This window comes from Aquimonas sp. (genome assembly GCF_044377145.1).
In the GTDB taxonomy this organism is placed as follows: domain Bacteria; phylum Pseudomonadota; class Gammaproteobacteria; order Xanthomonadales; family Xanthomonadaceae; genus Aquimonas.
The window spans coordinates 1-24,562 of record NZ_JBILJQ010000027.1; the positions used below are offsets into that span (position 1 = coordinate 1).

Annotated in this window: 21 protein-coding genes; 15 read left to right on the forward strand and 6 right to left on the reverse strand. The window is 69.3% G+C overall.

Features of this window, described 5'->3' with window-relative positions:
• Positions 1-92: 92 nt before the first annotated feature.
• The 8 genes from ACIQ7H_RS10110 (at position 93) to ACIQ7H_RS10145 (ending at position 10,597) form a co-directional block, all read left to right on the forward strand.
• Positions 93-797, forward strand: a complete 705-nt coding sequence (locus ACIQ7H_RS10110) for a DUF4159 domain-containing protein (protein WP_395790995.1) — start codon at positions 93-95, stop codon at positions 795-797.
• The gene (locus ACIQ7H_RS10115; RefSeq protein ID WP_395790997.1) at positions 790-1,794 is read left to right on the forward strand and encodes an AAA family ATPase; all 1,005 of its coding nucleotides are present in this window, start codon (positions 790-792) and stop codon (positions 1,792-1,794) included. Before ACIQ7H_RS10110 ends, ACIQ7H_RS10115 begins: the two co-directional genes overlap by 8 nt.
• Before the next feature lie 140 nt (positions 1,795-1,934).
• Positions 1,935-2,840 carry a DUF58 domain-containing protein gene (locus tag ACIQ7H_RS10120; protein WP_395790999.1) on the forward strand — a complete coding sequence of 302 codons (906 nt, stop codon included), beginning with the start codon at positions 1,935-1,937 and terminating at the stop codon, positions 2,838-2,840.
• On the forward strand, positions 2,837-4,129 hold the full coding sequence (locus ACIQ7H_RS10125; RefSeq protein ID WP_395791001.1) for a BatA domain-containing protein: 1,293 nt from the start codon (positions 2,837-2,839) through the stop codon (positions 4,127-4,129). Before ACIQ7H_RS10120 ends, ACIQ7H_RS10125 begins: the two co-directional genes overlap by 4 nt.
• Entirely contained in the window at positions 4,126-6,225 is a 2,100-nt protein-coding gene (locus ACIQ7H_RS10130; RefSeq protein WP_395791003.1) for a hypothetical protein, read from the forward strand. The genes ACIQ7H_RS10125 and ACIQ7H_RS10130 overlap by 4 nt, the downstream gene beginning before the upstream one ends.
• Positions 6,225-8,306 (forward strand): hypothetical protein, encoded by a 2,082-nt coding sequence (locus ACIQ7H_RS10135; protein WP_395791005.1) that lies wholly within the window; start codon positions 6,225-6,227, stop codon positions 8,304-8,306. The genes ACIQ7H_RS10130 and ACIQ7H_RS10135 overlap by 1 nt, the downstream gene beginning before the upstream one ends.
• A gap of 105 nt (positions 8,307-8,411) precedes the next feature.
• Positions 8,412-9,689: a glycerophosphodiester phosphodiesterase family protein gene (locus tag ACIQ7H_RS10140; RefSeq protein WP_395791007.1), complete on the forward strand. Its 1,278-nt coding sequence runs from the start codon at positions 8,412-8,414 to the stop codon at positions 9,687-9,689.
• Positions 9,690-9,802: 113 nt separating this feature from the next.
• A complete protein-coding gene (locus ACIQ7H_RS10145) occupies positions 9,803-10,597 on the forward strand; it encodes a DODA-type extradiol aromatic ring-opening family dioxygenase (RefSeq protein ID WP_395791009.1) in 795 nt (264 codons plus the stop codon).
• Positions 10,598-10,712: 115 nt separating this feature from the next.
• Here ACIQ7H_RS10145 and ACIQ7H_RS10150 read toward each other — a convergent pair whose 3' ends face one another.
• Both ACIQ7H_RS10150 and ACIQ7H_RS10155 read right to left on the reverse strand, forming a co-directional pair.
• Positions 10,713-11,342, reverse strand: coding sequence for a BON domain-containing protein (locus ACIQ7H_RS10150; protein ID WP_395791011.1), 630 nt, complete (start codon positions 11,340-11,342; stop codon positions 10,713-10,715).
• Between the two features lie 66 nt (positions 11,343-11,408).
• The gene (locus ACIQ7H_RS10155) at positions 11,409-11,858 is read right to left on the reverse strand and encodes a PA2169 family four-helix-bundle protein (protein WP_395791013.1); all 450 of its coding nucleotides are present in this window, start codon (positions 11,856-11,858) and stop codon (positions 11,409-11,411) included.
• A gap of 339 nt (positions 11,859-12,197) precedes the next feature.
• Here ACIQ7H_RS10155 and ACIQ7H_RS10160 point away from each other — a divergent pair, with 339 nt between their 5' ends.
• Together ACIQ7H_RS10160 and ACIQ7H_RS10165 are read left to right on the forward strand one after the other, a co-directional pair.
• Positions 12,198-13,313, forward strand: coding sequence for a response regulator (locus ACIQ7H_RS10160; RefSeq protein WP_395791015.1), 1,116 nt, complete (start codon positions 12,198-12,200; stop codon positions 13,311-13,313).
• 188 nt (positions 13,314-13,501) lie between these two features.
• Positions 13,502-13,666: a DUF1328 domain-containing protein gene (locus ACIQ7H_RS10165; RefSeq protein ID WP_395791017.1), complete on the forward strand. Its 165-nt coding sequence runs from the start codon at positions 13,502-13,504 to the stop codon at positions 13,664-13,666.
• A 307-nt stretch (positions 13,667-13,973) separates the two neighbouring features.
• Here ACIQ7H_RS10165 and ACIQ7H_RS10170 read toward each other — a convergent pair whose 3' ends face one another.
• The 4 genes from ACIQ7H_RS10170 to ACIQ7H_RS10185 all read right to left on the reverse strand — a co-directional run bounded on the left by ACIQ7H_RS10170 (position 13,974) and on the right by ACIQ7H_RS10185 (position 16,433).
• Positions 13,974-15,155, reverse strand: a complete 1,182-nt coding sequence (locus ACIQ7H_RS10170; protein ID WP_395791019.1) for an AI-2E family transporter — start codon at positions 15,153-15,155, stop codon at positions 13,974-13,976.
• A 58-nt stretch (positions 15,156-15,213) separates the two neighbouring features.
• Positions 15,214-15,570, reverse strand: coding sequence for a hypothetical protein (locus tag ACIQ7H_RS10175; RefSeq protein WP_395791021.1), 357 nt, complete (start codon positions 15,568-15,570; stop codon positions 15,214-15,216).
• On the reverse strand, positions 15,567-15,992 hold the full coding sequence (locus tag ACIQ7H_RS10180) for a hypothetical protein (RefSeq protein WP_395791023.1): 426 nt from the start codon (positions 15,990-15,992) through the stop codon (positions 15,567-15,569). The genes ACIQ7H_RS10175 and ACIQ7H_RS10180 overlap by 4 nt, the downstream gene beginning before the upstream one ends.
• 78 nt (positions 15,993-16,070) lie before the next feature.
• Entirely contained in the window at positions 16,071-16,433 is a 363-nt protein-coding gene (locus tag ACIQ7H_RS10185; RefSeq protein ID WP_395791025.1) for a hypothetical protein, read from the reverse strand.
• Between the two features lie 392 nt (positions 16,434-16,825).
• Here ACIQ7H_RS10185 and ACIQ7H_RS10190 point away from each other — a divergent pair, with 392 nt between their 5' ends.
• From ACIQ7H_RS10190 to ACIQ7H_RS10210, 5 genes are all read left to right on the forward strand, one after another.
• The gene (locus tag ACIQ7H_RS10190) at positions 16,826-18,196 is read left to right on the forward strand and encodes a sigma-54-dependent transcriptional regulator (protein WP_395791027.1); all 1,371 of its coding nucleotides are present in this window, start codon (positions 16,826-16,828) and stop codon (positions 18,194-18,196) included.
• Positions 18,197-18,460: 264 nt separating this feature from the next.
• Positions 18,461-18,955: a TspO/MBR family protein gene (locus ACIQ7H_RS10195; RefSeq protein ID WP_395791029.1), complete on the forward strand. Its 495-nt coding sequence runs from the start codon at positions 18,461-18,463 to the stop codon at positions 18,953-18,955.
• 132 nt (positions 18,956-19,087) lie between these two features.
• Positions 19,088-21,370, forward strand: coding sequence for an ATP-binding protein (locus tag ACIQ7H_RS10200; RefSeq protein WP_395791031.1), 2,283 nt, complete (start codon positions 19,088-19,090; stop codon positions 21,368-21,370).
• 395 nt (positions 21,371-21,765) lie between these two features.
• Entirely contained in the window at positions 21,766-22,308 is a 543-nt protein-coding gene (locus tag ACIQ7H_RS10205) for a hypothetical protein (RefSeq protein ID WP_395791033.1), read from the forward strand.
• A gap of 285 nt (positions 22,309-22,593) precedes the next feature.
• Complete coding sequence (locus ACIQ7H_RS10210) at positions 22,594-24,465, forward strand: polysaccharide deacetylase family protein (protein ID WP_395791035.1); 1,872 nt, start codon at positions 22,594-22,596, stop codon at positions 24,463-24,465.
• The last annotated feature ends 97 nt before the right edge of the window (positions 24,466-24,562 follow it).

The window sequence follows — 24,562 nt, forward strand, 5'->3', positions numbered from 1 at the left end:
GACTCCCGACTCCCGACTCCCGACTCCCGACTCCCGACTCCCGACTCCCGACTCCCGACTCCCGACTCCCGACTCCCGACTCCCGACTCCCAATGCACCGCCGCCATTTCCTCCACCTCGGCACCGCCGCTCTCGCCGCTCTCGCGGCGCGACGCGCATCAGCGTTCCAGCCCTCCGACGGCGAGTTCGATTTCTGGTTCACCCGGCTGATGTACGCCTCCGGCAACTGGGACGTCGATCAGCGCATGCCGTCGAACCTGATCACGACCTTGATCGACCACACCGGGCTGCGCGTCGACCCGGTCGAACGTGTCATTCCCTTGGCCGATCCGAAGATGCTGGAGGCGCCGTTCTGCTACATCTCCGGGCACAAACTGGTCGAGTTCGATCCGGATGAGCGGCGCAATTTCGAAACCTATGTGCGGCGTGGCGGCTTCGTGTTCGTGGATGACTGCAACCACGACATCGATGGCCTGTTCGCGCGCAGTTTCGAGACCGAGATGGAGGCAATCTTCGGTGCCGGCGCGATGGCCAAGCTGCCGAACACCCACCCGATCTACTCCAGCTTCTTCAGGTTCGACGGCCCGCCCACCACCAGTTTCGAGCTGAACGGCTGGGGCGACGACCTTGTGCATGACTACCTCAAGGGCATCGAGATCGATGGTCGGCTGGCGGTTCTGTACAGCAACAAGGACTACGGCTGCGAGTGGGACTACGACTGGCGCAACAAGCGCTGGCTCGCTGAAGACAACACCCGCTTCGCCGTCAACATCGTGATGTATGCACTCAATGGATGAGCCGATGAACGCGATCGCCCTGGATGAAGCCAGCCTTGCCGCCCGCATCGAACGCCTGGACGCGCTCAAGCGCGCGATCGCCCGCGTGGTGGTCGGCCAGGACGAGGTCGTCGAGCAGCTGCTGATCGCGCTGCTGGCCGGCGGCCACTGCCTGCTGGAGGGCGTGCCGGGGCTCGGCAAGACGTTGTTGATTCGCAGCCTCGGCCAGGCCCTGCATCTGGATTTCCACCGCATCCAGTTCACCCCGGACCTGATGCCCAGCGACATCCTCGGCACCGAGGTGCTGGAGGAAGATCACGGCACCGGCAAGCGCGTGTTCAAGTTCCAGCAGGGGCCGGTGTTCACCCACCTGCTGCTGGCGGATGAGTTGAATCGCACCCCGCCCAAGACCCAGGCCGCCCTGCTGGAGGCCATGCAGGAGCGCACCGTCAGCACCGCCGGCCAGACCTTTGCATTGCCCAAGCCCTTCTTCGTGCTGGCGACGCAGAACCCGCTGGAGCAGGCCGGCACCTATCCACTGCCGGAAGCCCAGCTCGACCGCTTTCTGCTCTACATCCGCGTCGAGTATCCGAGCCTGGACGAAGAGATCGCGATTCTGGATCTCACCACCGGCCGTGGCGTCGCCGAGCCGACGCCGGTGATGGATGCAGCTGCCCTGATCGAGCTGCAGCAGCTGACCCGCGAGGTGCATATCGCGCCCGAGCTGGTGCGCTGGATCGCCCAGCTGGTGCGTGCGACTCGCCCTGGCCCCGATGCGCCGGAGCGGGTCAATCAGGCCCTGCGCTTCGGTGCCGGCCCGCGCGCGGGGCAGTCGCTGGTGCTGGCGGCCAAGGCGCGTGCACTGCTGCACGGGCGGCTGGCGGCAACGCGCGAGGACATCCGCGCGCTGGCGAAGCCTGTGCTGCGGCATCGTCTGCTGCTGGGCTTCGCCGCCGAGGCCGAAGGTCGCAGCACCGACTGGGTGGTGGACGGCGTGCTCGCCGCGGTGACGGGCTGAGCGGGCGTCCGCCTCATGCTGTCTTCATCCGCCACGCGACCACGCCGTTGCGCTGAGCCCACGCGCCTATCGCTCGCACGTCGCTGCGCGCGCTTTGTTCAGCGCCGAGCGTATTCGCGTGGGGCACCGGGGTCGCAGCGATGGACTTAAGCGGCAGCGGCCTCGACCTGCCGGCCGATCTGCGCGCGCGGCTGCGCGACATCAGTTTCCGCACGCCGGCCGCGGCGCCGGTCGGCCCCTTGGGTCGGCAGATGAGCCGCAGCCGCGGCAGCGGGTTGGAGTTCGCACAGTACCGCGGCTATGTCGCTGGCGATTCGCCGCGTCTGGTCGACTGGCGGCTGTATGCGCGCAGCGATCGCCTGTTCGTGCGCGAGTCCGAGCGCGACAGCCCCTTGAGTGTGTACCTGGTGCTCGACACCAGCGCCTCGATGGCCCAGGTCGATCAGGCCCGGCCGGGCTGGTCGCGCCTGCATGCGGCGCGGCGTATCGCCGCCTGCGCGCTGGAGATCGCCCTGCGAGAGGACGAGCGCTTCGGCCTGCTGGCCTTCACTGCCGCCGGCCCGCGCTGGCTGGCCTCTAACGCCGGCCGCAGCCAGCGCGATCGCTGCCTCGCCGCGCTGGCCACGCTCGCGCCCGACGCCGGCTGGCCCGAGCATGCGGTGCTCGATGGCTTCGCCGCGCGAATCGAGCGCGGCGCTTTGGTTCTGGTGCTGAGTGATGGGTTTGATCCGGCACCGATCGCGTTCGCCAAGCGCCTGGCCGCCGCCGGCCGCAGCGTTGCCCTGCTGCGGCTGCTGACTGCCGAAGAGCGCGAGTTCCCGTTCAGCGGCGCGCTGAAACTCACCGATCCGGAAACCGGCGCCGAGCGCGAATGCGATGCGGCCGGCGTGCGCGCTGGCTTTCTGCAGCGCTTCGGCGAGGCGCGCGCGCAGCTTGTAGCCGAGCTGGCCAGTGCCGGCGTGGCTGCGGCCGAGCACTGGCTGGACGCGCCCGAAGACGGCGTGCTGCGCGCGCTGTTCGCGCCCGGTCGGAGCCTGCGCGCATGAGCCTCAGCTGGCTGCTGCCTTCGGCTCTGTTCGCCTTCGGCGCGCTGCTGCTGCCGCTGCTGATCCACCTGCAGCGCCGCCGCGAAACGCCGCCGCCGCTGGCCTTTGCCGCGTTGGCCTATGTCGACCCGAACGCACGCCCGCGCCGTCGTCTGCGCTTGCGGGATCTGCCCTTGCTGCTGCTGCGCCTGCTGCTGCTCGCCGTGCTCGCCCTGCTGCTGGCGCAGCCGCTGCTGTTCGGGCGCAGGCCGGCGCCGTGGGTGCTGCTGCATCCTGAAGTCGAACCCGCCGCAGCAGGCAGCGTGCCCGATGCGACCGAGCTGCGCTGGCTGGCGCCGGGGTTTCCGATCGTCGAGCCGAACGTCCCCGCACCGACCTTGTCACCGCCGCACGGCAGCGCCAGCCTGCTGCGCCAGCTCGCCTTCGAGCGTCCGCCTGCACAGGCGCTGGAAGTTCGGCTGCCGAATCAACTTGGCGGGCTGGATGGCGCGCGGCTGGACCTGGGCCGCGAGATCACCTGGACCGTGCTGCCGAGTGCGCCGAACGCGTCCAAGCCAGCACTGGCGGCAGCGCTGCGGGTCGCGCTGCTTGCGCCGGCTGATGCGCCGGACTGGGCCGACACTGCGCGAGCTCAGTTGACCGCCTTCGCAGCGTCGCTAGGTGAAGACTCGCCGCTGCAGTTTGTCGAGGCTGAGAGCCCGCAGCAGGCGGAGTTCGATGCGGCCCTTCAGTTCGGCACGGACGCGATCAAGCCCGACTGGCAGCGCTGGCTCGAAGACGGCGGGCGGGTGTTGGTGATCGCAGCGCGGCCGCCGCGCAAAGCCGAGCCGGTGCTCGCTACGGACGCTGCGGCGGGTGACGCATCGGCCGCACAGGATCGCGGAACATCCGATGCGCGCGGATCGACAACGCCTGTCGCCGATCAGTCCGCAGACCGTCAGCCCGACACGCTCAGCGCTGAACCCGAATCGATCGAACTCTGGCACGGCGTCCACGCTCAGCTCAGCGGGCGCCGGGTTGGGCGCGGTGAGCTGCGCCGACTCGACTGCGACTTCGATCCGGCCTGCCTGCCCGAGCTGCTGTCGCCGGAGTTTCCGCGCCTGCTGCAGCAGTGGCTGGCCGCGCCGGCGCCGGCGCCGGATCGTGCGCCTGCTGCAGAACTGCAGCCCAGTGCCGACGGCCCGACCCCGCAGCCGGTCGGCGTGCCGCTGCGCGATGCGCTGGCCCTGCTGCTGATCGCGCTGTTCGCGCTGGAGCGCTGGTTGGCCGCATCGAGGCGGCCGACATGAGCCGCTCCGCCACGCATGCAGCAATCAGCCCGACCTTCGCGGCCCTGCTGCGCCGCGCGCGTTTGCAGGCGCTGCTGAGCGCGGCGCTGTGGGTGCTGCCGGCTTGGGCGCTGCTGCGCTTCGGCGGCGCAGGCTTGGCGCCGACGCTGTGGCTCGACGGGCTGGCGCTGTGCGCATTCGCAGTGTTGGTTGCGCGTGCTGTGTTTCAGCGCGATCCGGGGTGGCTGGCGCAGCGGCTGAACACGCGGCGCGAGTTCGAGGACAGTGCCGGTCTGCTGCATACCGACGCCGGCGGTGCGCTGGCGCCGCTGCAGCGCGTGCGCCTGCAGCGCCGGCTGCTGCCGCTGCGGCTGCGCGATCTGCGGCTGAGTGCCCTGCGGCGCGGCCAGATCCTGCCGCCGCTGCTGGCCGTGGCGGCTGTGTTCCTGTTGCCACTGCTGGCACAGTCGCCGACGTCTGCGCCGACCTTGCGTGCACCGACCGCCGACGAGACCGTACTCAGCGGCCCACCGCAGCTGCGCAGCGCGCGGATTGAGCTGCAGTCGCCGGCCTACAGCGGCCAGCCTGCGCGCAGCCAGACCGGCCTCGATATCGCCGTGTTGGCAGCGACCCGCGCCGAGTGGCGGCTGCGGATCGAGCCGGCGCCGACCGCCGCGGCGCTGGTGTTCATCGACGGCAGTCGGCTTGAACTTGCCGCCGCGGACCAGGCCGAATTCCGCGCCTCGATGGCCCTGCAGACCAGCACCCGCTATCGGCTCGAACTCGATGGCGCGGTGCAGGGCCTGGATCAGCCGGCGGCGCAGATCGAGGTCAGCGCCGACGCGCCGCCGGTGATCCGCGTGCGCCGGCCCGGCCAGACCCTGAACATCGTCGATTCGGCCACGCCGCTGGAGCTCGAGATCGAGGCCAGTGATGACTTCGGTCTGGGCGCCGCCGAGCTGGTGCTGACCCTGGCCCAGGGCGATGGCGAAATGGTCGAAGTCAGCGAGCAGCGGCTGGCCTTGCGTGGCGAAGGCGATGCGCGTGAGCGGCGCTATCTGCGCCGGCTGGATCTGGCGGCGATGGGCTTCGCCGAGGGCAATGACCTGATCCTGCGGGTCGAAATCGTCGACAACCGCGCGCCCTCGCCGCAGCGCAGTCGCAGCCCCAGCTACATCCTGCGCTGGCCGCGCCTGCGCGAGTCCGAAGGCAGCGGAGTCGAAGGCTTCGTGCAGCGCATCCTGCCGGCCTACTTCCGCAGCCAGCGCCAGGTCATCATCGACACCGAGGCACTGATCGCCGAGCGTTCAAGCCTGGAACAGTCGCTCCTGCTCAGCCGCAGCGACAGCATCGGCGTGGACCAGCGCCTGCTGCGCCTGCGCTATGGCGAGTTCCTCGGCGAGGAGGTCGAGAACGACGGCCCGCTGTTGCCGGAGGGTCACAGCCTCGATGATGGCCACGGCCACACCGATCCTTCGCAGTTCGGCGATGCCGAATCGGTGATCCGCGCCTACGGCCACAACCATGACCAGGCCGAGGCCACCACCTTGTTCGATCCCGTCACCCGCGAGCGTCTGCGCGAGGCCCTGCGCGAGATGTGGCAGAGCGAGCTGCACCTGCGCATGGGCGATCCGGTGGCGGCGCTGCCCTACCAGTTCCGCGCGCTGGCGCTGATCAAGCAGATCCAGCAGGCCAGCCGCATCTACCTGGCGCGAGTCGGGCTGGAGCTGCCGCCGATCATGCTGTCGCGGCGCTTGAGCGGCGATCGCAGCTCCGCCCGCGGTCCGCGCGATCCGCTGCAGCCGGCGCAGCGCAGCGATGCGCCGCTGCGGGTGCTGTGGTCCGCGCTGGCGCCTATGGCCGTGGATGTTACCGAGCGCGAGGCGGCAATGGCGGGCTTCGAACAGTGGCTGGCGCGGCAACCGGCCGACACCACGCTGGACCTGCGCGAACAGCTCGATCGCCTGCGTCGCGCGCCCGACTGCAGCGACTGCGCCGCGGACCTGCGCGAGGCGCTGTGGCCGCGGCTGCAGACGCCGCCGCAGGGCCCGCAGCCGCGCGCGCCGATCGACACCGCCGGCCGCGCCTGGCTGCAAGCACGTGAGGGCGGATCCTGATGTTCTCGCCTATGCCCGGGATGACTGCGCTGTGGTCGAGCCTGCCCGTGTCAGGCGCGCAGTTGGCCGGCACGTCGCTGTTCGATATGTCGCTGGCGGACACCTTGCCGAATTCGCTGCTGTCGAACGATGTGCTGTTGCTGGCGCTCGCGCTCGCCGTGGTGCTCGCCACCGCGCGACTGCTGTGGCTGCGGCCCTCGCGCTGGCCGCTGCGCCTGCTGCTGCAAACCGCTGCCGCGGCACTGCTGTGGCTGTGCCTGCATCCGCCCGCGCAACCGCTGCCGCGGGCCGGCGCGCTGACTGTCCTCAGCGCCGACTGGCAGCAGGCCGGCGTGGAGGTCGGCCCGAGTGCGGCGGTGGTCGCCCTGCCTGAAGCCGGCGCCGAGCTGCCCGCGGGCCTGCGCCGGGTGCCGGACCTCGCGACCGCACTGCGAATCCACGGCGACAGCCTCGGCCTGCGCGTGCTCGGCCGCGGCCTGCCGACGCGCGACCGCGAAGCCGCGCGTGGCCGCGTGCTGGAGTACGCCGCCGCGCCGCTGCCCGAGGGTCTGGTGGCGCTCGAATGGACGGCAGCGCCGCAGCTCGGCGCGCAGATCGAGCTGCATGGTCGCTGGAGCGGCTCGCCACCGGCCCTGCTGCGGCTGTTGGACCCGCAGGGCGAGGTGCTGGATGAGATCGCGCTGGCGCCCGCGGCGGGCGAGGGCGCTACGGCGGCGGCTGCGGGGACTGGCAGCGCTGCAGAGGGTAGTGCGGCGACTGATGCGGCCGGCCTCGCTGACGCAGCGGCCCACGACCACAGCACCGCGCATGCGCGCAGTGCCGACCACGACCACGACGCAGATCACGACCACGATCACGATCACGATCACGATCACAACGAACCCGGCCAGCGCTTCGCACTGCGTACGCCGGGGCGTGCGGTCGGCGAGCGCGTGCTGCGGCTCACGGCCGTCGATGCCGCTGGCGTCAGCAGCTCCCTCATCGATGTGCCGCTGAACATCCGCCCGCCGCGCGCGCTGCGCACCCTCCTGCTGGGCGGTGCACCGGGCCCGGAGCTGCGTGCGTTGCGGCGCTGGGCCGCCGATGCCGGGCTCGATTTCAGCAGCCGGATCCAGTTCGCGCCCGGCATCGTGCAGGGCGGCGCGCGCCTGCAGGTCGATCCGACCGAACTGAGCGAACTCGATCTGCTGATCGTCGACGAGCGCAGCTGGGCCGCACTCGGCCCGGCCGCGCGTGAGGCCGTGATGGCGGCAACCCGCGATGGACTCGGCGTGCTGCTGCGTCTGGCCGCCAGCCCGACGCCGCCGCTGCGCGCCGAGCTGGCCACGCAGGGCTTCACGCTCGGCGTCGGCGAGATCAGCGTGCAGACCCAGCTGCCCGGCCTGCCGACCCGCTTGCGGCGGCTGAACCTGCGCGTCGATGCATCGGACGCCATACCGCTGCTGCGCGCCACCGATGGCGAGCCCTTGGGGCATTGGCGAGCCGTCGGCCTGGGGCGTTTCGGTCTGCTCTGGCTGGGCGACAGTTTCCGCCTGCAGGCCAGCGGCGAAGCGGAGGCGTATGCCGCGCTGTGGAGCGCGATCAGCACCACCCTGGCGCGCCCGCCGTCTGCTTCGAGAACACGTCCTTCCCTGTACGCGGCGGCCTTCGCTTGGCGCGGCGAACGCGCGCTGTTGTGCGGCCTGGGTGCCGCAGCAGACACCGCAGCCGCAACGACGGTTGCCGTCGACAATCACGCCGCGCGGCAGGTCACCGCAGCGGATGACAGCAGCACGCGCCTCGCTGTGGCCGACGGTCGCGGCTGCGCCGCCTGGTGGCCGCAGTCCAGCGGCCTGCATCGACTGGGTGAGGCGGGCGGCAATGCGCCTCAGTTGATGGTGATTGAACCCAACCAGCTGCCTGCGCTGTGGGCGGCGCAGACCACGCAGGCCAACCGTCACCTGCAGCAGCAGGCCCAGTTGGGCGCGCTGCCGACTCTGCAGAGCGCGTCCGGCCCGTTCTGGCCCTGGCTGCTCGCGCTGCTTGCTGTGCTTGGTCTGCTGTGGTGGCTGGAACGCCCGCGCGTGCATCAGGCTGGGTGAGCATCAAACTCCAGCCGCACGCGCCGGCTGTCATAGGCAGGTCAATGAACAGTCATGAAGTTGGATCAGGATGGCGACCCTTCCCACCTGTGTCCGGAGCTCCCCATGCCGCTGCGCCAGATCTACCCGCTGCTGTTGGCCGCGTTGTTGCCGCTGGGCTGCGCCGCTTCGGCTCCCGTCGCTGCGCCGGCTGAAGCTGAGGCCAAGCTGTTTGGCGCGCTGCCGATCCAGCTCGGCCCGCGGCCGTTCTTCCTTGCCGACGAGATGCAGGACGGCGTGCTCAAGCGTGAGCTGCAGCGCTGTGCGGCGACCCGCCCGCTGTACCGCTCCAGCCAGATGTCGATCGGCCATCGCGGTGCGCCGCTGCAGTTCCCCGAGCACACCCGCGAGTCCTACATCGCTGCGGCGCGCATGGGTGCCGGCGTGCTCGAGTGCGATGTCGCCTTCACCCGCGACCAGCAGCTGGTGTGTCGCCACGCCCAGGATGATCTGCATACCACCACCAATATCCTGGCCACGCCGCTGGCGGCCAAGTGCACCCGCGGGTTCACCCCGGCCGAGTTCAATGCCGCCGGCACCCTGACCCGTGCGGCGAGTGCCGAGTGCCGGACCAGCGACATCAGCTTGGCCGAGTTCAAGACCCTGCGCGGCAAGATGGATGCGTTCAATCCGCGCGCCCGCACCGTCGCCGAGTACATGGCCGGCACCGCCAACTGGCGGACGGATCTGTACTCCGGACCGAGCAGCGGCACCCTGCTGACCCATGCCGAGAGCATCGAGCTGTTCAAGCAGCTCGGCGTGGACATGACGCCCGAGCTGAAAACCCCGGTTGTGCCGATGCCCTTCGAGGGGTTCAGCCAGCAGGCCTACGCGCAGAAGCTGATCGACGAATACCGGCAGGCGCGGGTGCCGGCACAGCGGGTGTGGCCGCAGTCGTTCAACCAGGCCGACGTGCTGTACTGGGTCAACAACGGCGGCAACTACGGTCGCCAGGCGGTGTTTCTGGATGACGCCGCCACGGTAGCCGATCTGCCCGATGCGGCCACCCTGCGCAGCTACCGCAGCCAGGGCATCCGCATTGTGGCGCCACCGACCTTTGCCCTGCTGGGCGTGGATGCGAACAACCGCCTGATGCCCTCGGAGTACGCCCGCGATGCACGCGCCGCGGGCCTGCAGATCATCACCTGGACGCTTGAGCGCAGCGGTCTGCTGGCCGATGGCAACAACGGCTTCTACTTCCAGACCTTTGACAGTGCGATCAAGCGCGAGGGCGATGTGTACGCGGTGATCGACACGCTGGTGCAGGACGTCGGCGTGATCGGCATCTTTACCGACTGGCCGGCGACGGTGAGCTTCTACGCCAACTGCAAGGGTCTTCGCTGAACGGCTGAGACAGCTGCAACACAGTGTCGCTCGCGGCCGGGTTGGCGATCCCCCGGCCGCGGCGCACAGTGGCGGAGCTGCGGGCCTGTGGTCCGCGCTCATGAGGCCACGCCATGTCGATCGCCCCCAGCCTGTTCATTTCCCACGGCTCACCCAGCTTCGCGCTGTCGCGTGATGCGGCGGCGCAGGCGCTGCAGTCCTTTGGCAGTGCACAGCCCAAGCCGACGGCGGTGCTGGTGGTTTCGCCGCACTGGCAGACCCACGATCTGCGGGTGATGAGCAGTGCCCGGCCGGACACGATCCACGACTTCGGCGGCTTTCCAGCCGAGCTGTACACCCTGCAATACCCGGCGCCTGGCGCGCCCGAGATCGCAGCACAGGTGCTCGCCCTGCTGCAGGCGGCCGGGCTGCCGGCAGAGCTCGATGCGAGCCGCGGCCGTGACCACGGCGCCTGGGTTCCGCTGCTGCATCTGCTGCCGGCGGCCGATGTGCCGGTGCTGCAGGTGTCACTTCCGCTGCGCGCGGATGCGGCGTATGCGCTGGCCATCGGCGCGGCACTGCGGCCGCTGCGTACTGCCGGCATCTGGGTGGTCGGTTCGGGCAGCCTGACCCACAACCTGCGCGAGCTGCAGGCACCCGGCAGCGCGCCTGCGCCACACGTGCAGCGCTTCGTCGCCGCAATTGAATCCGCGTTGGCCGCTGATGATCGTGAGCTGCTGCGGGACTACCGCTCGCGTATCGAAGGCGCCGCGCGCGCGCACCCCACCGAGGAACATTTCCTGCCGCTGCTGGTGGCGCTCGGTGCAGCAGAGGCCGACGAGCGCGCGCAGCGGATTGCCGGCGGCATCGATTTCGGCGTGCTGTCGATGGCCTCGTACGCGTTTGGTGCCGCTGCGCCAGCGCGTTAGCAGCCTGTCGGACTTTGGTTGGCCGGGCTGCTGGGCGTTCACACAAAGCAAAGCAGCCGCCACGTCCTGCGACGTGGCGGCTGCGTTCACTTGCGCGTAATCAGTTGGCTTGAGATCAGCTGCCGCGCACGATCAGGTCGCGGGCTTCGACACCACGCACGCCCTGGGTGGTCTCGGCGATACGGATTGCCGTGGCGCGGGCTTGGGTGGTGGTTACTACGCCGCGCAGATGCACGATGTTGCTCTTGGTCTCGACATTGATGTCGGTGCCGGCCACGTCGCTGTCAGCCAGCAGCTGTGACTTGACCTTGGTGGTGATCCAGGCGTCATCGATCACTTCGCCGGTTTCGGCGGCTGCTTCACGCACCTCGCCGGAGGCGGTTGCCGTATTGGCGACCAGGCGCGCCTGGGTGCCTTCGGCGGCGACGACCAGCTGGTTGTCGACCGAAGTCACGCCGGTGGCGCTGCGGGCGAGTTCCGTTGCGGCGGACTTGGCTGCCGCACTGTCCGCACCGCCCTTCAGGGTGACGGCACCGCGCACGGTGTCGACATTGATGTCAAAGCCCTTGGTGCGCTCGTCGCCAAGCAGCTTGGTCTTTACCGAGGCGGTGATGGTTGCGTCGTCAATGGCCTGTCCGGCCGTGCGCTGGGTGGTGTCCTGCGCGGCCTGGACCGGGTTCAGGCCGCTCAGAACCAGGGCGGAGCTGATGGCAGCGGCGATCATGCAGCGATTGAACGTGTTCATGGGTGTGATCCTGTGTGCTGGGAGGGTGAAGCGGGCGGGCGGCGCTGGGCACCGCCCGCGCTCGGGTCAGGCGTTGAAGGTCTGCTTCAGGCGGCGCATTTCGTCGTGGCAGGCGCGCACCTGCGGGGCGTGCATCTGCAAAAGCGACTTCACCGACGGGTCGGTGACCTCGTCGAGAGCCATCTCGAACTCCTTCAGCAGGCGATCCTCGGTTTCTTCGAGCTGGCCGACGAAAATCTTGTCTTCGTTCGAGCTGAAGCGGGCACGCAGATCCGTATAGGTCTGACGCAGGCTGCCGGCCAGGGTGCCGTCGGTCGGCGCCGCGGCATGCTCGCTGCGCAGCTTGCCGCGCAGTGCGTTGGCGATGCTCTGCTTGTGGCCCAGCATGCGGCCGAAGACGTTGCGCAGCTCCGGGTTGCTGGTCTTCTCGATCGCATCGCGATAGAAGTCGGCGCCGTCGTTGGCGATCCGGACAATGTCCTGCACGGTATCGGCATGGCTCATCGAAGTCGTCATGGGTACTGCTCCTGTGCGGCGGGGGTGGATGGGCGCTGGGGCGGCGGCAGGTAAGGGCGATGCCCTGATCACACTGCACCGGCCGGCTTCCAGCGGACCCATGGATCCTCCTACACGTCCCGTGCCAAGTCCGATAACCGTGTGGGAACAGTGGCTTGCAGGTGCTGCTGCGAATCCGGATGGATTGCAATCGTGCAGAACGAAGGCTGCGATCAGGCAGACTGCAAGCCCGCCGTCGCAGATCGCCAGCAGCGCGCCTCTCCGCCCGCGCCGACGGCGCGCATCATGGGCGGCCGCGATGCAGTGCCCGCACCGCCTCAACAAAGATGGACCCCGCTCATGTCTTCACAACGCACGTCGACCCAGGCACCGCTGGTGCTGGTCGTGGACGACCAGGAAACCAATATCCGCCTGGTCGGCTCGGTGCTGACCCGCGCCGGCTTTGATCTGATGCCGGCGATGTCGGGCGAGCAGGCGTTCCAGCGTCTGCGCGCCACCCAGCCCGACGCGATCCTGCTCGATATGCGCATGCCGGGGATGGACGGCTTCGAGGTGCTGAAGCGCCTCAAGCACGATCCCGAGCTGGCCGATCTGCCGGTGATCTTCGTCACCGCTGCGCATGAGCGCGAGTTCGTGGTGCAGGCGCTGGATGCCGGCGCGGTCGACTACATCACCAAGCCCTTCGTGGAGGAGGAGCTGGTGGCGCGGGTGCGCACCCACACCGAATCCAAGCTGCTGCGTGATCGTCTGCGTCGCGCCATTCGCGAGCGCGAAGAGATCAGCACCGTGGTCGCCCACGATCTGAAGAACCCGTTGTTCACCATCAGCCTCAACGCCGCCCTGCTGCGCGAGGTCGCCGACCAGCCCGAGCGGGTGCTGGCGATTGCACGGACGATCGAGGAATCGGCCAAGCGCTCGCTGCAGTTCGTCTCCAGCTATCTGGAGCAGCGCGCCGACATCGAACTGCGGCGCGGCTATACGCCGCAGGTCTGCGACCTCGGCTTGGTGCTGACCGTGCTGCTGCGCGAGTTCGAGAGCGGCTTCGCGCACAAGCAGCAGCGCCTGGCGCGTGAGCTCGCCGTGCTGGAGCCGGTGCTGGCGGACGTGGAGGCGCTCGGCGTGGTGCTGCGCAATCTGCTCTCGAATGCCGGCAAGTACGCGCCACCGGCCAGCACGGTGACGGTGCTGACCCGGCGCGGCAAGCCCGGGCATCTGCAGATCGCGGTGCTTGATCAGGGCCCCGGCATTTCCGCCAGCGACCGCAGCAAACTGTTCCAGCGTTTCGTCCGGCTCGGCGCCGAGCCCACCGGCGGTGAGAGCTCAACCGGGCTGGGCCTCGCCAGTGCCATGCAGGAGGCGCGCTGGATGGGCGGGGAGCTGTGGTACGAGGATGCGCCCGGTGGCGGGGCGGCCTTCATTCTGGAACTGCCTCTGGCGCCCGCCGCGGGCGACTGATAGCCCTGGCGCCTGCGCCGTGCATCTTGCCCGCCGCGGCGCCGCGAACTGCACGGCTCGACCACCTGCTGACACCGGTCGTTCGAGCCTAAGGGGCTGAACATACGAGACAAATCGAGCTTGGCACAAGCCTTGATGGATGCTCAGTGCGCGAATGGCGCCGATGTCTGATTTCAAGGAGTTTTGTCATGCTGTATTACGCCGTGGTCTTCTTTGTGGTGGCCCTGGTCGCCGGCTTGCTGGGCTTCACTGGCATCGCCGGCGCATCCGCCGGCATCGCCCAGATCCTGTTCTATCTGTTCGTGGTCCTGTTCGTGCTGTCGCTGATCTTCGGCCGTCGGTCGCGGGTGTAGCCGCTGTCTTGCACCAGGGTGGCCGCACAGCGGGTCTGCTGTTGAAGACGCGTGCGGCAGACGACTCGGGCCAGACGAAACCGCAGCGCGCGCCCGAGGATGGCGCGCGCGATCGGTCGATCGATGCAGAGCCCAGTGACTGTTCAGTGGCGGAAGATCGACCGGTGAACAGTTGCTCCCGCAGCGGCGGCCATGCCCGCCGCTTGAACGGCTGGGAGAACGTGCCAGCGGGTCGACCTGTGGACACGGCAGCAGGCGAGCACACGCCAGCGAGGCGCGAGGCGACTGCGCATGCTGATGTGCGCCCTCAGCGCTCGATCATCAGCGACCACGCGCGCAGTGATTCATAGCGTGAACAGATGATCTTCGCGCAGACCAGCATCGGCATCGCCAGCAGCATGCCGAGCGCACCCCACAGCCAGCCCCACAGCAGCAACCACAGCAGGATCACCACCGGGTTGAGCGCGAAGCTGCGGCCCAGCACCAGCGGCGTCACCAGCTCGCTTTCGATCGCGTTCAGGCCCAGATACGCTGCAACCGGCAGCAGGGCGGCGCCGGGCGTGTCGAACTGCAGGATGCCCACCGCCAGCAGCACCATGGCGCCGAGCAGGGGCCCGATGTAAGGCGCGAAGTTCAACAGCGCGGTCATCGCGCCCCACAGCAGCGGCTCGCGCACGCCGAGCAGATAGAGCACGCCGGCGATGGTCGCGCCGAGGGCGAGATTGATCATGGTCACCGTAACGACGTAGCGGCTGATGTCGCTCTGGATCGAACGTACGATCTCCACCGCGTTGCGCTTGTCGCGCAGGGTCGGCGCGATGGTCACCACGCGCCGGAGCAACAGCTCGCCGTAGACCAGGAACAGATACACCAGGACCAGGGCAGTGCCGATCGAGGCGGCGAGCGCGATCACGCCGCCAAAGCGGTCGCCCAGGCTGCTGCGGTTCTCGGTGACCGTGACCGGGCGCGGCGAGGGCGGGCCGCCGAGGGTGTCGAACGCCGTCATCGCCTCATCGAACTTGCCTGCCGACAGCAGAGGCTGCGCCATGCGCTGGACCCGTCGCTGCAGCTCCTGGATCACCCGCGGCGATGCCTCGATTGCCTCTATCGCAGGCCCGGACAACGCGCTGGCGCCGAGCCCGAGGCCCCCCATCACGCAGCCCAGCACCAGCATCGCTGCGATCCAGCGCGGCAGCAGATGCGCGCTCAGCCAGCGCACCAGCGGGTTCAACAGCAGGGCCAGAAAGCCGCCGATCAGCACCGGCAGGAGGATCGGCGCCGCCACATAGATCGCCAGCAGACTGGCCAGCGTGCACAGGATCCAAAGCGCACGTTGGGTGTCGCCGCGACGGCTGCGAATCGGGCTCGCGTTGAGTTCGGCAGCCGGGCTGGGCTCGGCAGCCGGACGCGGCTCGTCAGTCGGACTTGATTCGACCCCCGGGCGGCTCTCTGCGGGCAGGACGGGCGCGATCGCGGCGGGGTGGCTCATGGTGCATAGGTCCGTAGGGCGCGCGCAGGCGGCGCGGTTGACACACTGGCGGCGGCCGTCAGTCGTGGCGGGCCGGCGATGGCGCGCCCGGCGGGTCGGCGTTGACGCGGGGACGCTGCTCGAAACGCAGCAGCAGCGGCAGCAGCTGTTCGGCGAAGCTCAGCAGCAGGCTGAGCTGGACCAAGGTGCCCGGACCGCTGCGTTCAACCGGTGCTGTGCTCTGGCCTGCGGCAGGTCGCGGCCCGGGTCGATCGAGCCGCGCGCCGATCACCAGGCCGAGGCCGAGCCAAGCCCAAGGCCAATGCCGCCCAACCGTGCCTGCGATCGGCTGCAACGCGCGGCCACCGCGCTCGCGTGCGCGCTGCGCGGCCTGTTCGGCGGCGGCCACCGCCGCGCGTCGCTTGCCCAGACTCATGCGCTGTCTCCGCCGGTGTTCATCAGCGAGGCAAGTTCACGCCGTGTCGCCGGCAGGCTGCACTGGCGCAGCCAGGCGCGCGCCTGCGCGAAGCCGAGCCAGCCCGCGCCCGCGAGCACCAGAGTCAGCACCGTCAGCGCGCCCGGCCAGCCGCCGCCCAAGGCGAGCACGCTGGCCAGCAGCAGGGCGCCGGCGCTGAACACCGCCAGCAGCGCGCAGGCCACAGCCAGCACCGCCAGCACCAGCGCACGGAGACCGAGCGACAGGCTCAAACTCAGTTCGCGCTGCAGCAGAATCATCAGGGCACTGGCGGCACCGCCGATCGAGCGCACCGCCAGCTGCAGATCGGCGGCGGCGTGTTCGGCATCGCCGCGGTCCGCGGGATCAGGCGCAGCGGTCGGCGCATCGGGCGCGGCATTCATGCGGGTCTCCAGGCGAGATCGAAAAAAAGATGCGTCACCGTGGATGGCGTCCGGGCCGCCCACGGTGACGCTGCCGCTTTAGCGTCGCAGCAGACGTGAGAGCAGATAGCCGCCGGCAACGGCGAGGCCGAGTGCGGCCAGCGGACGATCACGGACGAAGTTCTCTGAGCGGCCGCGCAGATCTGTCCACTGCTGGCTCACATTGGCGACGGCGGCACCGCCGGCCTGGTTCAGCTCCTCGCGGGCGGCGCTGAGTTCGGGACCAGCGCCCGCGAGGCCGTCGTGCAGCGCGGCCTTGGCGGCGCTGCCAGCGTCGCCGACGCCGGCAGCGGCATTGCGTCCGGCCTGCAGCAGGTGATTGCCCGCCGCCTGCAAATGGCTGCTGGCGTGGATCTGCAAAGGCTCGGAGATGGCGTTCTTGTCCGTGTTCTTGGAAAGCATGCGAAGTTCCTCGCGGTAGGGAAGGGGGCCGGCGGTGCACCGCTTGCGGCGGCGCGGGGTCGACGGGCCGCGGTGGGCGGATGACCGCAGTGCGGAGGGCGCCGATGCTGGCCTGCTAGTGCACTCGCAAAGAGCGTGCCAGTGGCCGGATGGACGCCAAGGGACGCGCTGAAGCCAGCGCCCGCACCACGGCCGGCTGCGTTCGTCTGCCATCGCGCACTGCGCCGACCGTGCAACTGGCACGGTCTACGGGCATGCTTCGTGCGCGCTGCACGACGGCAGCCGCTGATCTGATGTTGTCGCTCCGGAACAATCCACTGCCGAGCCCGTGCCACGATGGCCTCGACCGCTGAGCTGTTCGCCCCACCACCGTCCCTTTCACCGGAGCCTCGATGTCCAAGCCCGACGAGCCCAGCGCGCGCATTCTGGCGATTGATGACGACCGCGCCCTGCTCGACACCTATGCCGCGATCATCGAAAGCCAAGGCATGCGCCTGACCCCGGCGACGACGCTCGCCGAAGGTCTGCGCCTGGCCGCGACCCGCCCCTTTGATGTCTGCTTGCTCGATCGCAACATCGGCTACGACCTCGGCACCGATGCGCTGCCCGAACTGAAATCCCAGGCGCCGAGCCTGCGCATCATCATGGCCACCGCCCATCGCGATACCGATGCCGCGCTGGAGGCGCTGCGGCTCGGCGTCGACGACTACCTGGTGAAGCCCTTTTCGCCGGAGCAGCTGCGGATCGCGCTCGCGCGGCAGATCGAGGCGCGGCGGTTGGCGCGCAAAGTCGATGTGCTCGAACGCGAAGCCGGCCAGCGCAATCCACGCGAACTCGCCAGCGAGGCGCCGGCGATGCAGCAGGCGCTGGCGCTGGCCCGGCAGGTCGCACGGACCAGCGCCAATGTGCTCCTGCTCGGCGAGAGCGGCACCGGCAAGAACGTGTTCGCGCGCGCCATCCACGGCTGGAGTCCGCGCGCCGAGCACGGTTTCGTGCCGGTCAACTGCCCCTCGTTGAGCGCCGAACTGCTGGAGAACGAACTGTTCGGCCATCGCAAGGGCGCCTACACCGGCGCCCAGGAGAGCAGCGAAGGGCGGGTCGCCCAGGCCGAGGGCGGCACCTTGTTCCTCGACGAAATCGGCGACTTCCCGCTGGCGCTGCAGCCGAAGTTGCTGCGCTTCATCCAGGACAAAGAGTACGAACGCGTCGGCGACCCGCAGAGCCGTCAGGCCAATGTGCGTCTGGTCACCGCCACCCATCGCGATCTGCCGACGATGTCCGAGGTCGGTGAGTTCCGTCTGGACCTGTACTACCGCCTCAATGTGGTGGCGATCACCCTGCCGCCGCTGCGCGAGCGTCGCGAGGATGTGCTGGCGCTGGCGCAGAGCTTTCTCGCTCGCTACGGCGCCGAGTACGGTTGCCCGGCGCGCCGCTTCGAGCCGGCCGCCGAGCGCGCCCTGGTCGACTACCACTGGCCCGGCAACGTGCGCGAGCTGCAGAACGTGATCGAACGTGCGGTGATCCTGTGCCCGCAGGCGCAGATTCCGGCCAGCCTGCTCAGCCTGCAGACCGGCACGGGCGCGGGCGTTGCGGCGAGCGCAGCGGCGCTGCAGATCGGTGCAGACATCACCCTCGAAGCGCTGGAGCGTCGCCATGTCGAGGCGGTGCTGGCGCGCGCCTCGACGCTGGATGAGGCCGCCCGCAGCCTTGGCATCGACAGCTCGACCCTGTACCGCAAGCGCAAGACCTATGGGCTCGATTGATGCGCCGCCGTCACGTCGGCAGCAACGCGCTCAAGGCCAGCAGGCATGCAGATCGCCCGAGCGCCGCGCACGCCCGCTTGCAGCTTGCACGGCGGCGAGCGCCACAGGCCCTGACCTGCAGGCTTGGCATCGCGCTTGCTTTGAGTGCTGTGCGCCGCCATCGCAGTGGCGCAGGCACTCAGCTGACCGCAGCCCCGCAGCGTCGACGCTGCTGCTCCCGATCTCAAAGCCGCCGGTCCGAACCGGGCGGCGCCAGGAAATCCAATGAATGCTGATCCGACCGTCTTCACCCGTGAACGCATGCAGCCCGCGTTGGCATGGCTGATCGCCGCGGCCGCGCTGGCCGCCGTGCTGGCGGCCGGCACCGCGTTTCCGCCAGACGCCTGGTATGCCGAATTGCGCAAGCCGACCTGGCAGCCACCGAACGCGGTGTTCGGGCCGGTGTGGACCACGCTGTATCTGATGATGATGGCGTCGCTGGCCCTGCTGCTGCAGGCGCCTGCCGGGGCGCGGCGCACGCATGCGTTGAGCTGGTTCGCCGCCCAGCTGGTGCTGAATGCGGCGTGGACGCCGCTGTTCTTCGGTCTGCAACAACCGCTGCTGGCCTTTGTCGTCATCTGCCTGCTGTGGCTCACCCTGTTGGCCAGCATTTTTGCCGCCTTCGCGGTGCGCGGCCTGAGCGCCTGGCTGCTGGTGCCGACCCTGCTGTGGGTCAGTTTTGCGCTGGTGCTGAACGGTGTGATCGTGGCCCTGAACTGACCACTCCGGGTACCAGAGCGCGGCGAGCGAACGTACTGCTGCGACGCGTGTCCCGCGGCACAGCGCTCGTGCAGCGGCTACAGTGCTGCCGCGCTGCACCCAGTCCTTCCGACAATCGAGAGCCCGGCCGCCATGCACGCTGAAGATGCCGCGGATGTTCGCGAGCAGCAGACGACGGAGGTCGCGCCGCGCTTCCAGTTCGCCCTGCTGGCGCTGGCGGTGCTGTTGATCATCGTAGCGACCGGCTACAGCGCCTTCACCGCCGGCAAGCTGCGTGAATCGGTCGACTGGGTCACCCACACCCTGCAGCTGCAGGCCCAGCTGCGCAGCGTGCAGTCGCTGAACTACAGCGTCGACAACTACGGCCTGCGCTACCAGCTCAGCCATCGCGATGACTACCTGCAGACCCATGTCGAGACCATGTTCGAGGTCGAGGCGGCACTGCAGGCGCTGGGCTCGATGATTTCCGACAACCCCGAGCAGGCCGCGCGCTTCATGGAGCTGCGCGGGCTGGTGGCTGCGCGTGATGAGTTCTACCGCGCGGCGGTTGGTGAGGCCCAGACCGAAGGCCTCAGCGCCAGCGCGCAGCGGGTGCGCGCTGGCCGTGGCGCCGATCTGCTCAATCGCATGACTGCGCTGATGGCCGCCATGCACAGCGCCGAAGCCGACCTTCTGCGCAAGCGCCAACTCGATCTCGACGCGGTGATCGTGCAGAGCACGGTCACCGTGCTGCTGGTGAACGCACTGGCGCTGGTGCTGGGCGGCGTCGCCCTGGTCTCGCTGCGGCGTGGTGCGCGCTCGCGCGTCGAGCAACAGCTGGCCAAGGTGCGCGCCGAAGAGGCCGAGCGGGTCAGCCGCGAGAAGAGTGCGTTCCTGGCCAGCATGAGCCACGAGATCCGCACGCCGATGAATGCGGTGTTCGGGTTCTCGCAGCTGCTCGCCAAGACTCGCATCGAGCCGCAGGCGCAGGAGTACATCCGCGCCATCCAGACCAGCGGGCGCGCCCTGCTGGCCCTGATCAACGACATTCTTGACCTGTCCAAGATCGAAGCCGGCAAACTCGATCTCGCGCCGCAGAGCACCGACGTCCGCGAGCTGCTGGATTCGACCGTGGCGGTGTTCTCCGAGGCGGCCAACAGCAAGGGCCTGGCACTCAAGGTGCGGATCTCGCCGTCGCTGCCGCGCTGCCTGATGGTGGATCCGCACCGTCTGCGCCAGGTGCTGATCAATCTGCTGTCGAACGCGGTGAAATACACCCACGCGGGCGAGGTGAGCCTGCACGCCAGCGTGCGGCCGCGGGTCGAGGGCATCTGCGACCTGCTGATCGACGTGCGCGACACCGGCATCGGGATCGAGCCGGCCAAGCAGGTTCAGCTGTTCGAACCGTTCTTCCGCGCCAGCGACGCGGCGGATGCACCGCAGGGCACTGGGCTTGGCCTCGCCATCGTGCGCCGGCTGCTGGCGTTGATGAAGGGCGAGGTCGAGCTTGAAAGCACACCGGGGCAGGGCTCGCAGTTCCGCGTGCTGATGCGCGACGTGCCGATCAGCCGCGAGCTGGCCAATCCGCTGGTCGACGATCACGCCAACGTCGACTTCGGCCGGCTGCAGCCCAGCCGGATCCTGATCGTCGACGACGTGGCCTGGAACCGCGAGCTGCTGGGCGCCTTTCTGGCCGAAGGTGAGCACGTCCTGGCCTTTGCCAGCAATGGTCAGGAGGCGCTGGCGGTGGCCGCCGAGTTCGACCCCGAGCTGGTGCTGATGGATCTGCGCATGCCGGTGATGGACGGGCGCGAGGCCAATCGTCGTCTGCGTGAATGGGCCGCGCAGCGCGCGCCCACCGAGCCGGCCCGCAGCGCGCTGGCGGTGATCGCGGTCAGCGCGTCGAGCATGGCGCGCGAGGAACGCTTGCTCAGCGCCGAATTCGAAGGCTATCTGCGCAAGCCGGTGTCGCGCGAGGTGCTGTTCCAGGCGCTGGCCGAGTTCATCAAGCTGCGCCCGCTGCAGCCGGCGCCGACCCAAGCACCCGCGCCCAAGCCCTGCGCCGGTGCGATCGAAAACGCCAATGCGGCCGACCAGAACGCTGCCGCCCACGCGGGCGCGGAGGCGGTCGCGCAGGCGCAGCTTGAACTCGATGCCGGCGTCGCGGCCGCGCGTGCCGAAGTGGCCCGGCGTCTGCGCCAGATCGTCGAGGAGGATCTGCAACCGCTGCTGGGCTCGATGCGGATCGCCGAAGTGCGCCGCTTGGCTGGCGAACTGGTTGCGCTCGGCGAACGCGGCGAACTGCCGGAGATCAGCTACTTCGCCCAGCGTCTGAGCGCTGCGGTGGATCGCTTCGATGTGCTGCAGATGGAGTCGCTGCTGAATCATCTGGCCGAGCATGTCAGTGCGGCGCTGCCGGGTGGCCCGGACCGCTAGCAGCCTGTCGGACTCTGGTGGGCCGGGCTGCAAATCCGCCTGCGCGGTCCACTATCCGCCGATCCTTGGCCGAGAGCCCACTGGCGCCTGCGAATCGTCGAAAAACTGTCCTCTCGCAATCGACTATCGCCTCGACCCCCAAAGCCCGACAGGCTGCTAGCCGCGATCGCCCGCGTGGCAGACGGCTGTGCTGAAAAGGAACGATCTCCCGTGGGGCTTGTGTGCGCCAACCGACCGACGCGGCGCCTGTGATCGGTTCTTCTGCGTACTCAGACCAAGGCCCGCTCAATCCAGCGGTGCAGACGCACGCTCGCCCTGACCCTGAGTCGAGAGCGATCGGTGCGTTCCACCCGCGGCCGCAGACCTGAGCCCCTATCCCGATGGAGATTCACCGCATGAAGACTTATCCGAACACGCGACGATTTGCTGCTCCCTTGGCCTGCGCCCTCGCGCTTGGCCTGGTCGCCTGCACGCCGCCGACCCCGCAGCAGAGCGCCGAGGATATCGCCAAGGCCGAGCGCGAACGCGCCTCCGATGTCGCCAAGGCCGAACGTGACCTCAAGACCACCGCCGCTGATGCGCGCGCTGAAGTCAGCACCACGGCGGCCAATTCCGAGAACACCTTGCGCCAGGCCACCCTGGACCCCGACAACAAGAGCGAGGACGTGGTGCAGGCGGCGCGCGAGGGCAGTGAAGCCGTCGCCGACGCCCGTGCCGAAGGCGAGGACAGCGTCGCCGCCGCGGCCTACAGCCTGGCGATGACCACCGCCGACGGCACCCGCACGGTCGCGCTGGAGCGCTGCAACGCGATGCCGGCCAGCGCCGCTGCCGACGCCTGCCGCGCTGAGGCCGAAGCCGTGCTGGAAGCCGCCAAGGCGCGTGCACTGGAGACACGCAACCTGGCCGAAAGCAACGCCCAGTCCCTGCGCAAGGATTGATCGGCGGCCCGCTGACCGGGCGGGCCGCGACGGCTCAAGGTCTTCTGTAGCACCCGCATGGGTCGAGTTGTCGCCACCCCGATCGGGTCCTGGCAGCTCGGCCGTCCTTCACCGCCGTGCAGCCCGGCATCGTCAGCCGCTGATGCTGCCGGGCACACGGTTGGGGCGACCAAGCTCGATGCGGCGCCATAACCATGCCGCATCGGCTGCGCCCAGTCCGCATCGGCGCCGGGTTCGCGCTGCCGTCGCGGGCCGTTGGGCAGTCTGTGGCACAGCTCCTGCTTGATGAAAACCCCGCCCCGTGGCTGCGCCGTGTTGATCCAGCGTCTTTCCATCGCCTCATGCCACCGCGCCCTGCTGCACCTGATCGGTCTGGCCGTGCTGCTCGCGGCCACGCCGGTGCAGGCGCTGCAGCCACAGGTGCTGCTGGTGTTCGACCCGGCAGAGCCGCTGTCGGCACTCGATGCCGCCGGCATTCGGGCGGCTCTGGTCGAGCAGCAGATCCCGCGCATCGAGTTTGAGCACGGGCTCGCCAACCCGATCAGCCCGGCCCAGCTGCAGCAGCATGCCGCGATCGTACTGGCGCATGTCGACCTGCAGGCAGGCGAGCGCTTGGCGGTCGAGGCTTATCTGCAGAGCGGTGGCGGCGTGTTCGCCACCGGACGCTCAGGACTGGGCCTGGAAGTCACCCTCGGAGTCGGCCCGCTGCAGACGCTGCTGCGCAACGGCAGCACCGAGATCCGCCTGCAGAACGCGCATCCGGTCGCCACCGGCAGCTTCTGGTCGGGCCCGATCAGCCAGACCCCGCCGATGCCTGCCGAAGAACTGCCCGGCATCCAGCAGCTGTTCTATCTCGACCCCGATTGGCCGGCCTACACGGCCCAGCCCGTGCAGGCGCAGGTGCTGGCACGATGGCGCCGCGCCGAGGCGATCTGGTCCAGCACCGACGGCAGCCCGGCCGTGTTCGCCCACCAGGCCGGCGCCGGCCGCGCGGTGTATCTCGGTGCCTTGCCGGGTGTCTATGTTGATCCCGACTGGAACTATCCACTGGCCTGGCGGACCCTGATCAGCGAGGCGCTGAGCTGGGTCAACACCCGCGGTGCACTGATCCAGCTCGGCTATTGGCCGCAGGGCAAGCGCGCCGCGTTCGCCTACAGCGCCGACACCGAGCGCGCCCAGATGGCGACTGTGGTCCCGGCCCTGCTGGCGATCTTCGACGCGCTCGGCCTGCAGCGCTTCGGCACCTTCTTCATTGTCGGCCAGGCCGGCGGCGACCCCGGCACCGAGGGCGCAGTCGAGCATCCCCAAGTGGTCAGCCAGATCCTGTCAGCAGGCGCCGAACTCGCCGGCCACGGCGATGTGCATCTGCGTTTCCAGAACCAGGACCTGCCGACCCAGCGCGCGCGCCTGCAGGCCATGCGCGGGCTGATCGAGCCGCTGATGGGCGCGGCCGCGCCCTTGCTGGGTTTCCGCGGGCCTGCCCTGGCGGTGGACCGCAACACCTGGCGCGCGCTGGCGGCCGAGGGCCTCGTCTACGACAGCAGCGATCAGGACGTCTGGAGCGAGTGGAGCCTGCCCTGGTTCACCGGCGAAGTCTGGGAGCTGCCGCCGTCATCGCTGATGGACTATCGCCTGATGGTCGAAATGGGCCTGTCCGGCGCCGAGTGGGAAGTTCTGCTGCGCGACAAACTGGCCTTCATCGCCAGCCGTCGTGGCCTGTTCAATTGGATCACCCACCCGTGGGTGATCGAGAACGAGCTGCCGCGCGTGGAGGCGATGCTGCGCGACGCCCGCGACCGCGGCGACCTGTGGCTGGCGCGGCTCGACGACATCCTCGAGTGGTGGCTGCGCCGCGAAGACTTGCGCGTGCAGGTGCTTGAGTCCGACGCCTTCCGCCTGCGCCTGCAGGTCGACAACCTCGGCGACGTGCCGGTGCAGGGCGCCTCACTGTGGCTGCGCCTGCCGCCGGCCGAGTCTCCGTGGCTTGCGACCGTCGACGGCGCCGGCACACCCATGCAGCCTCGCCCCCACGGACTGGGCACGCCGACCGCGTTCGAAGTCGTGGTGATCTCGCAGATCGCCGCCAGCGCCAGCGCGCTGGTCGAGCTGCGGGTGGATCGCCCGGTCGGGGTTTTTGCGGATGGGTTTGAGGGCTGAGCGACTGCAGGGTCTGTATCGCGAGTCGTGCGCTGATGCCTGGCCATCTGATCGGCTCAGTCGCTGCCGGCTCTCGGGAGTCTGTCCTCATGACTCC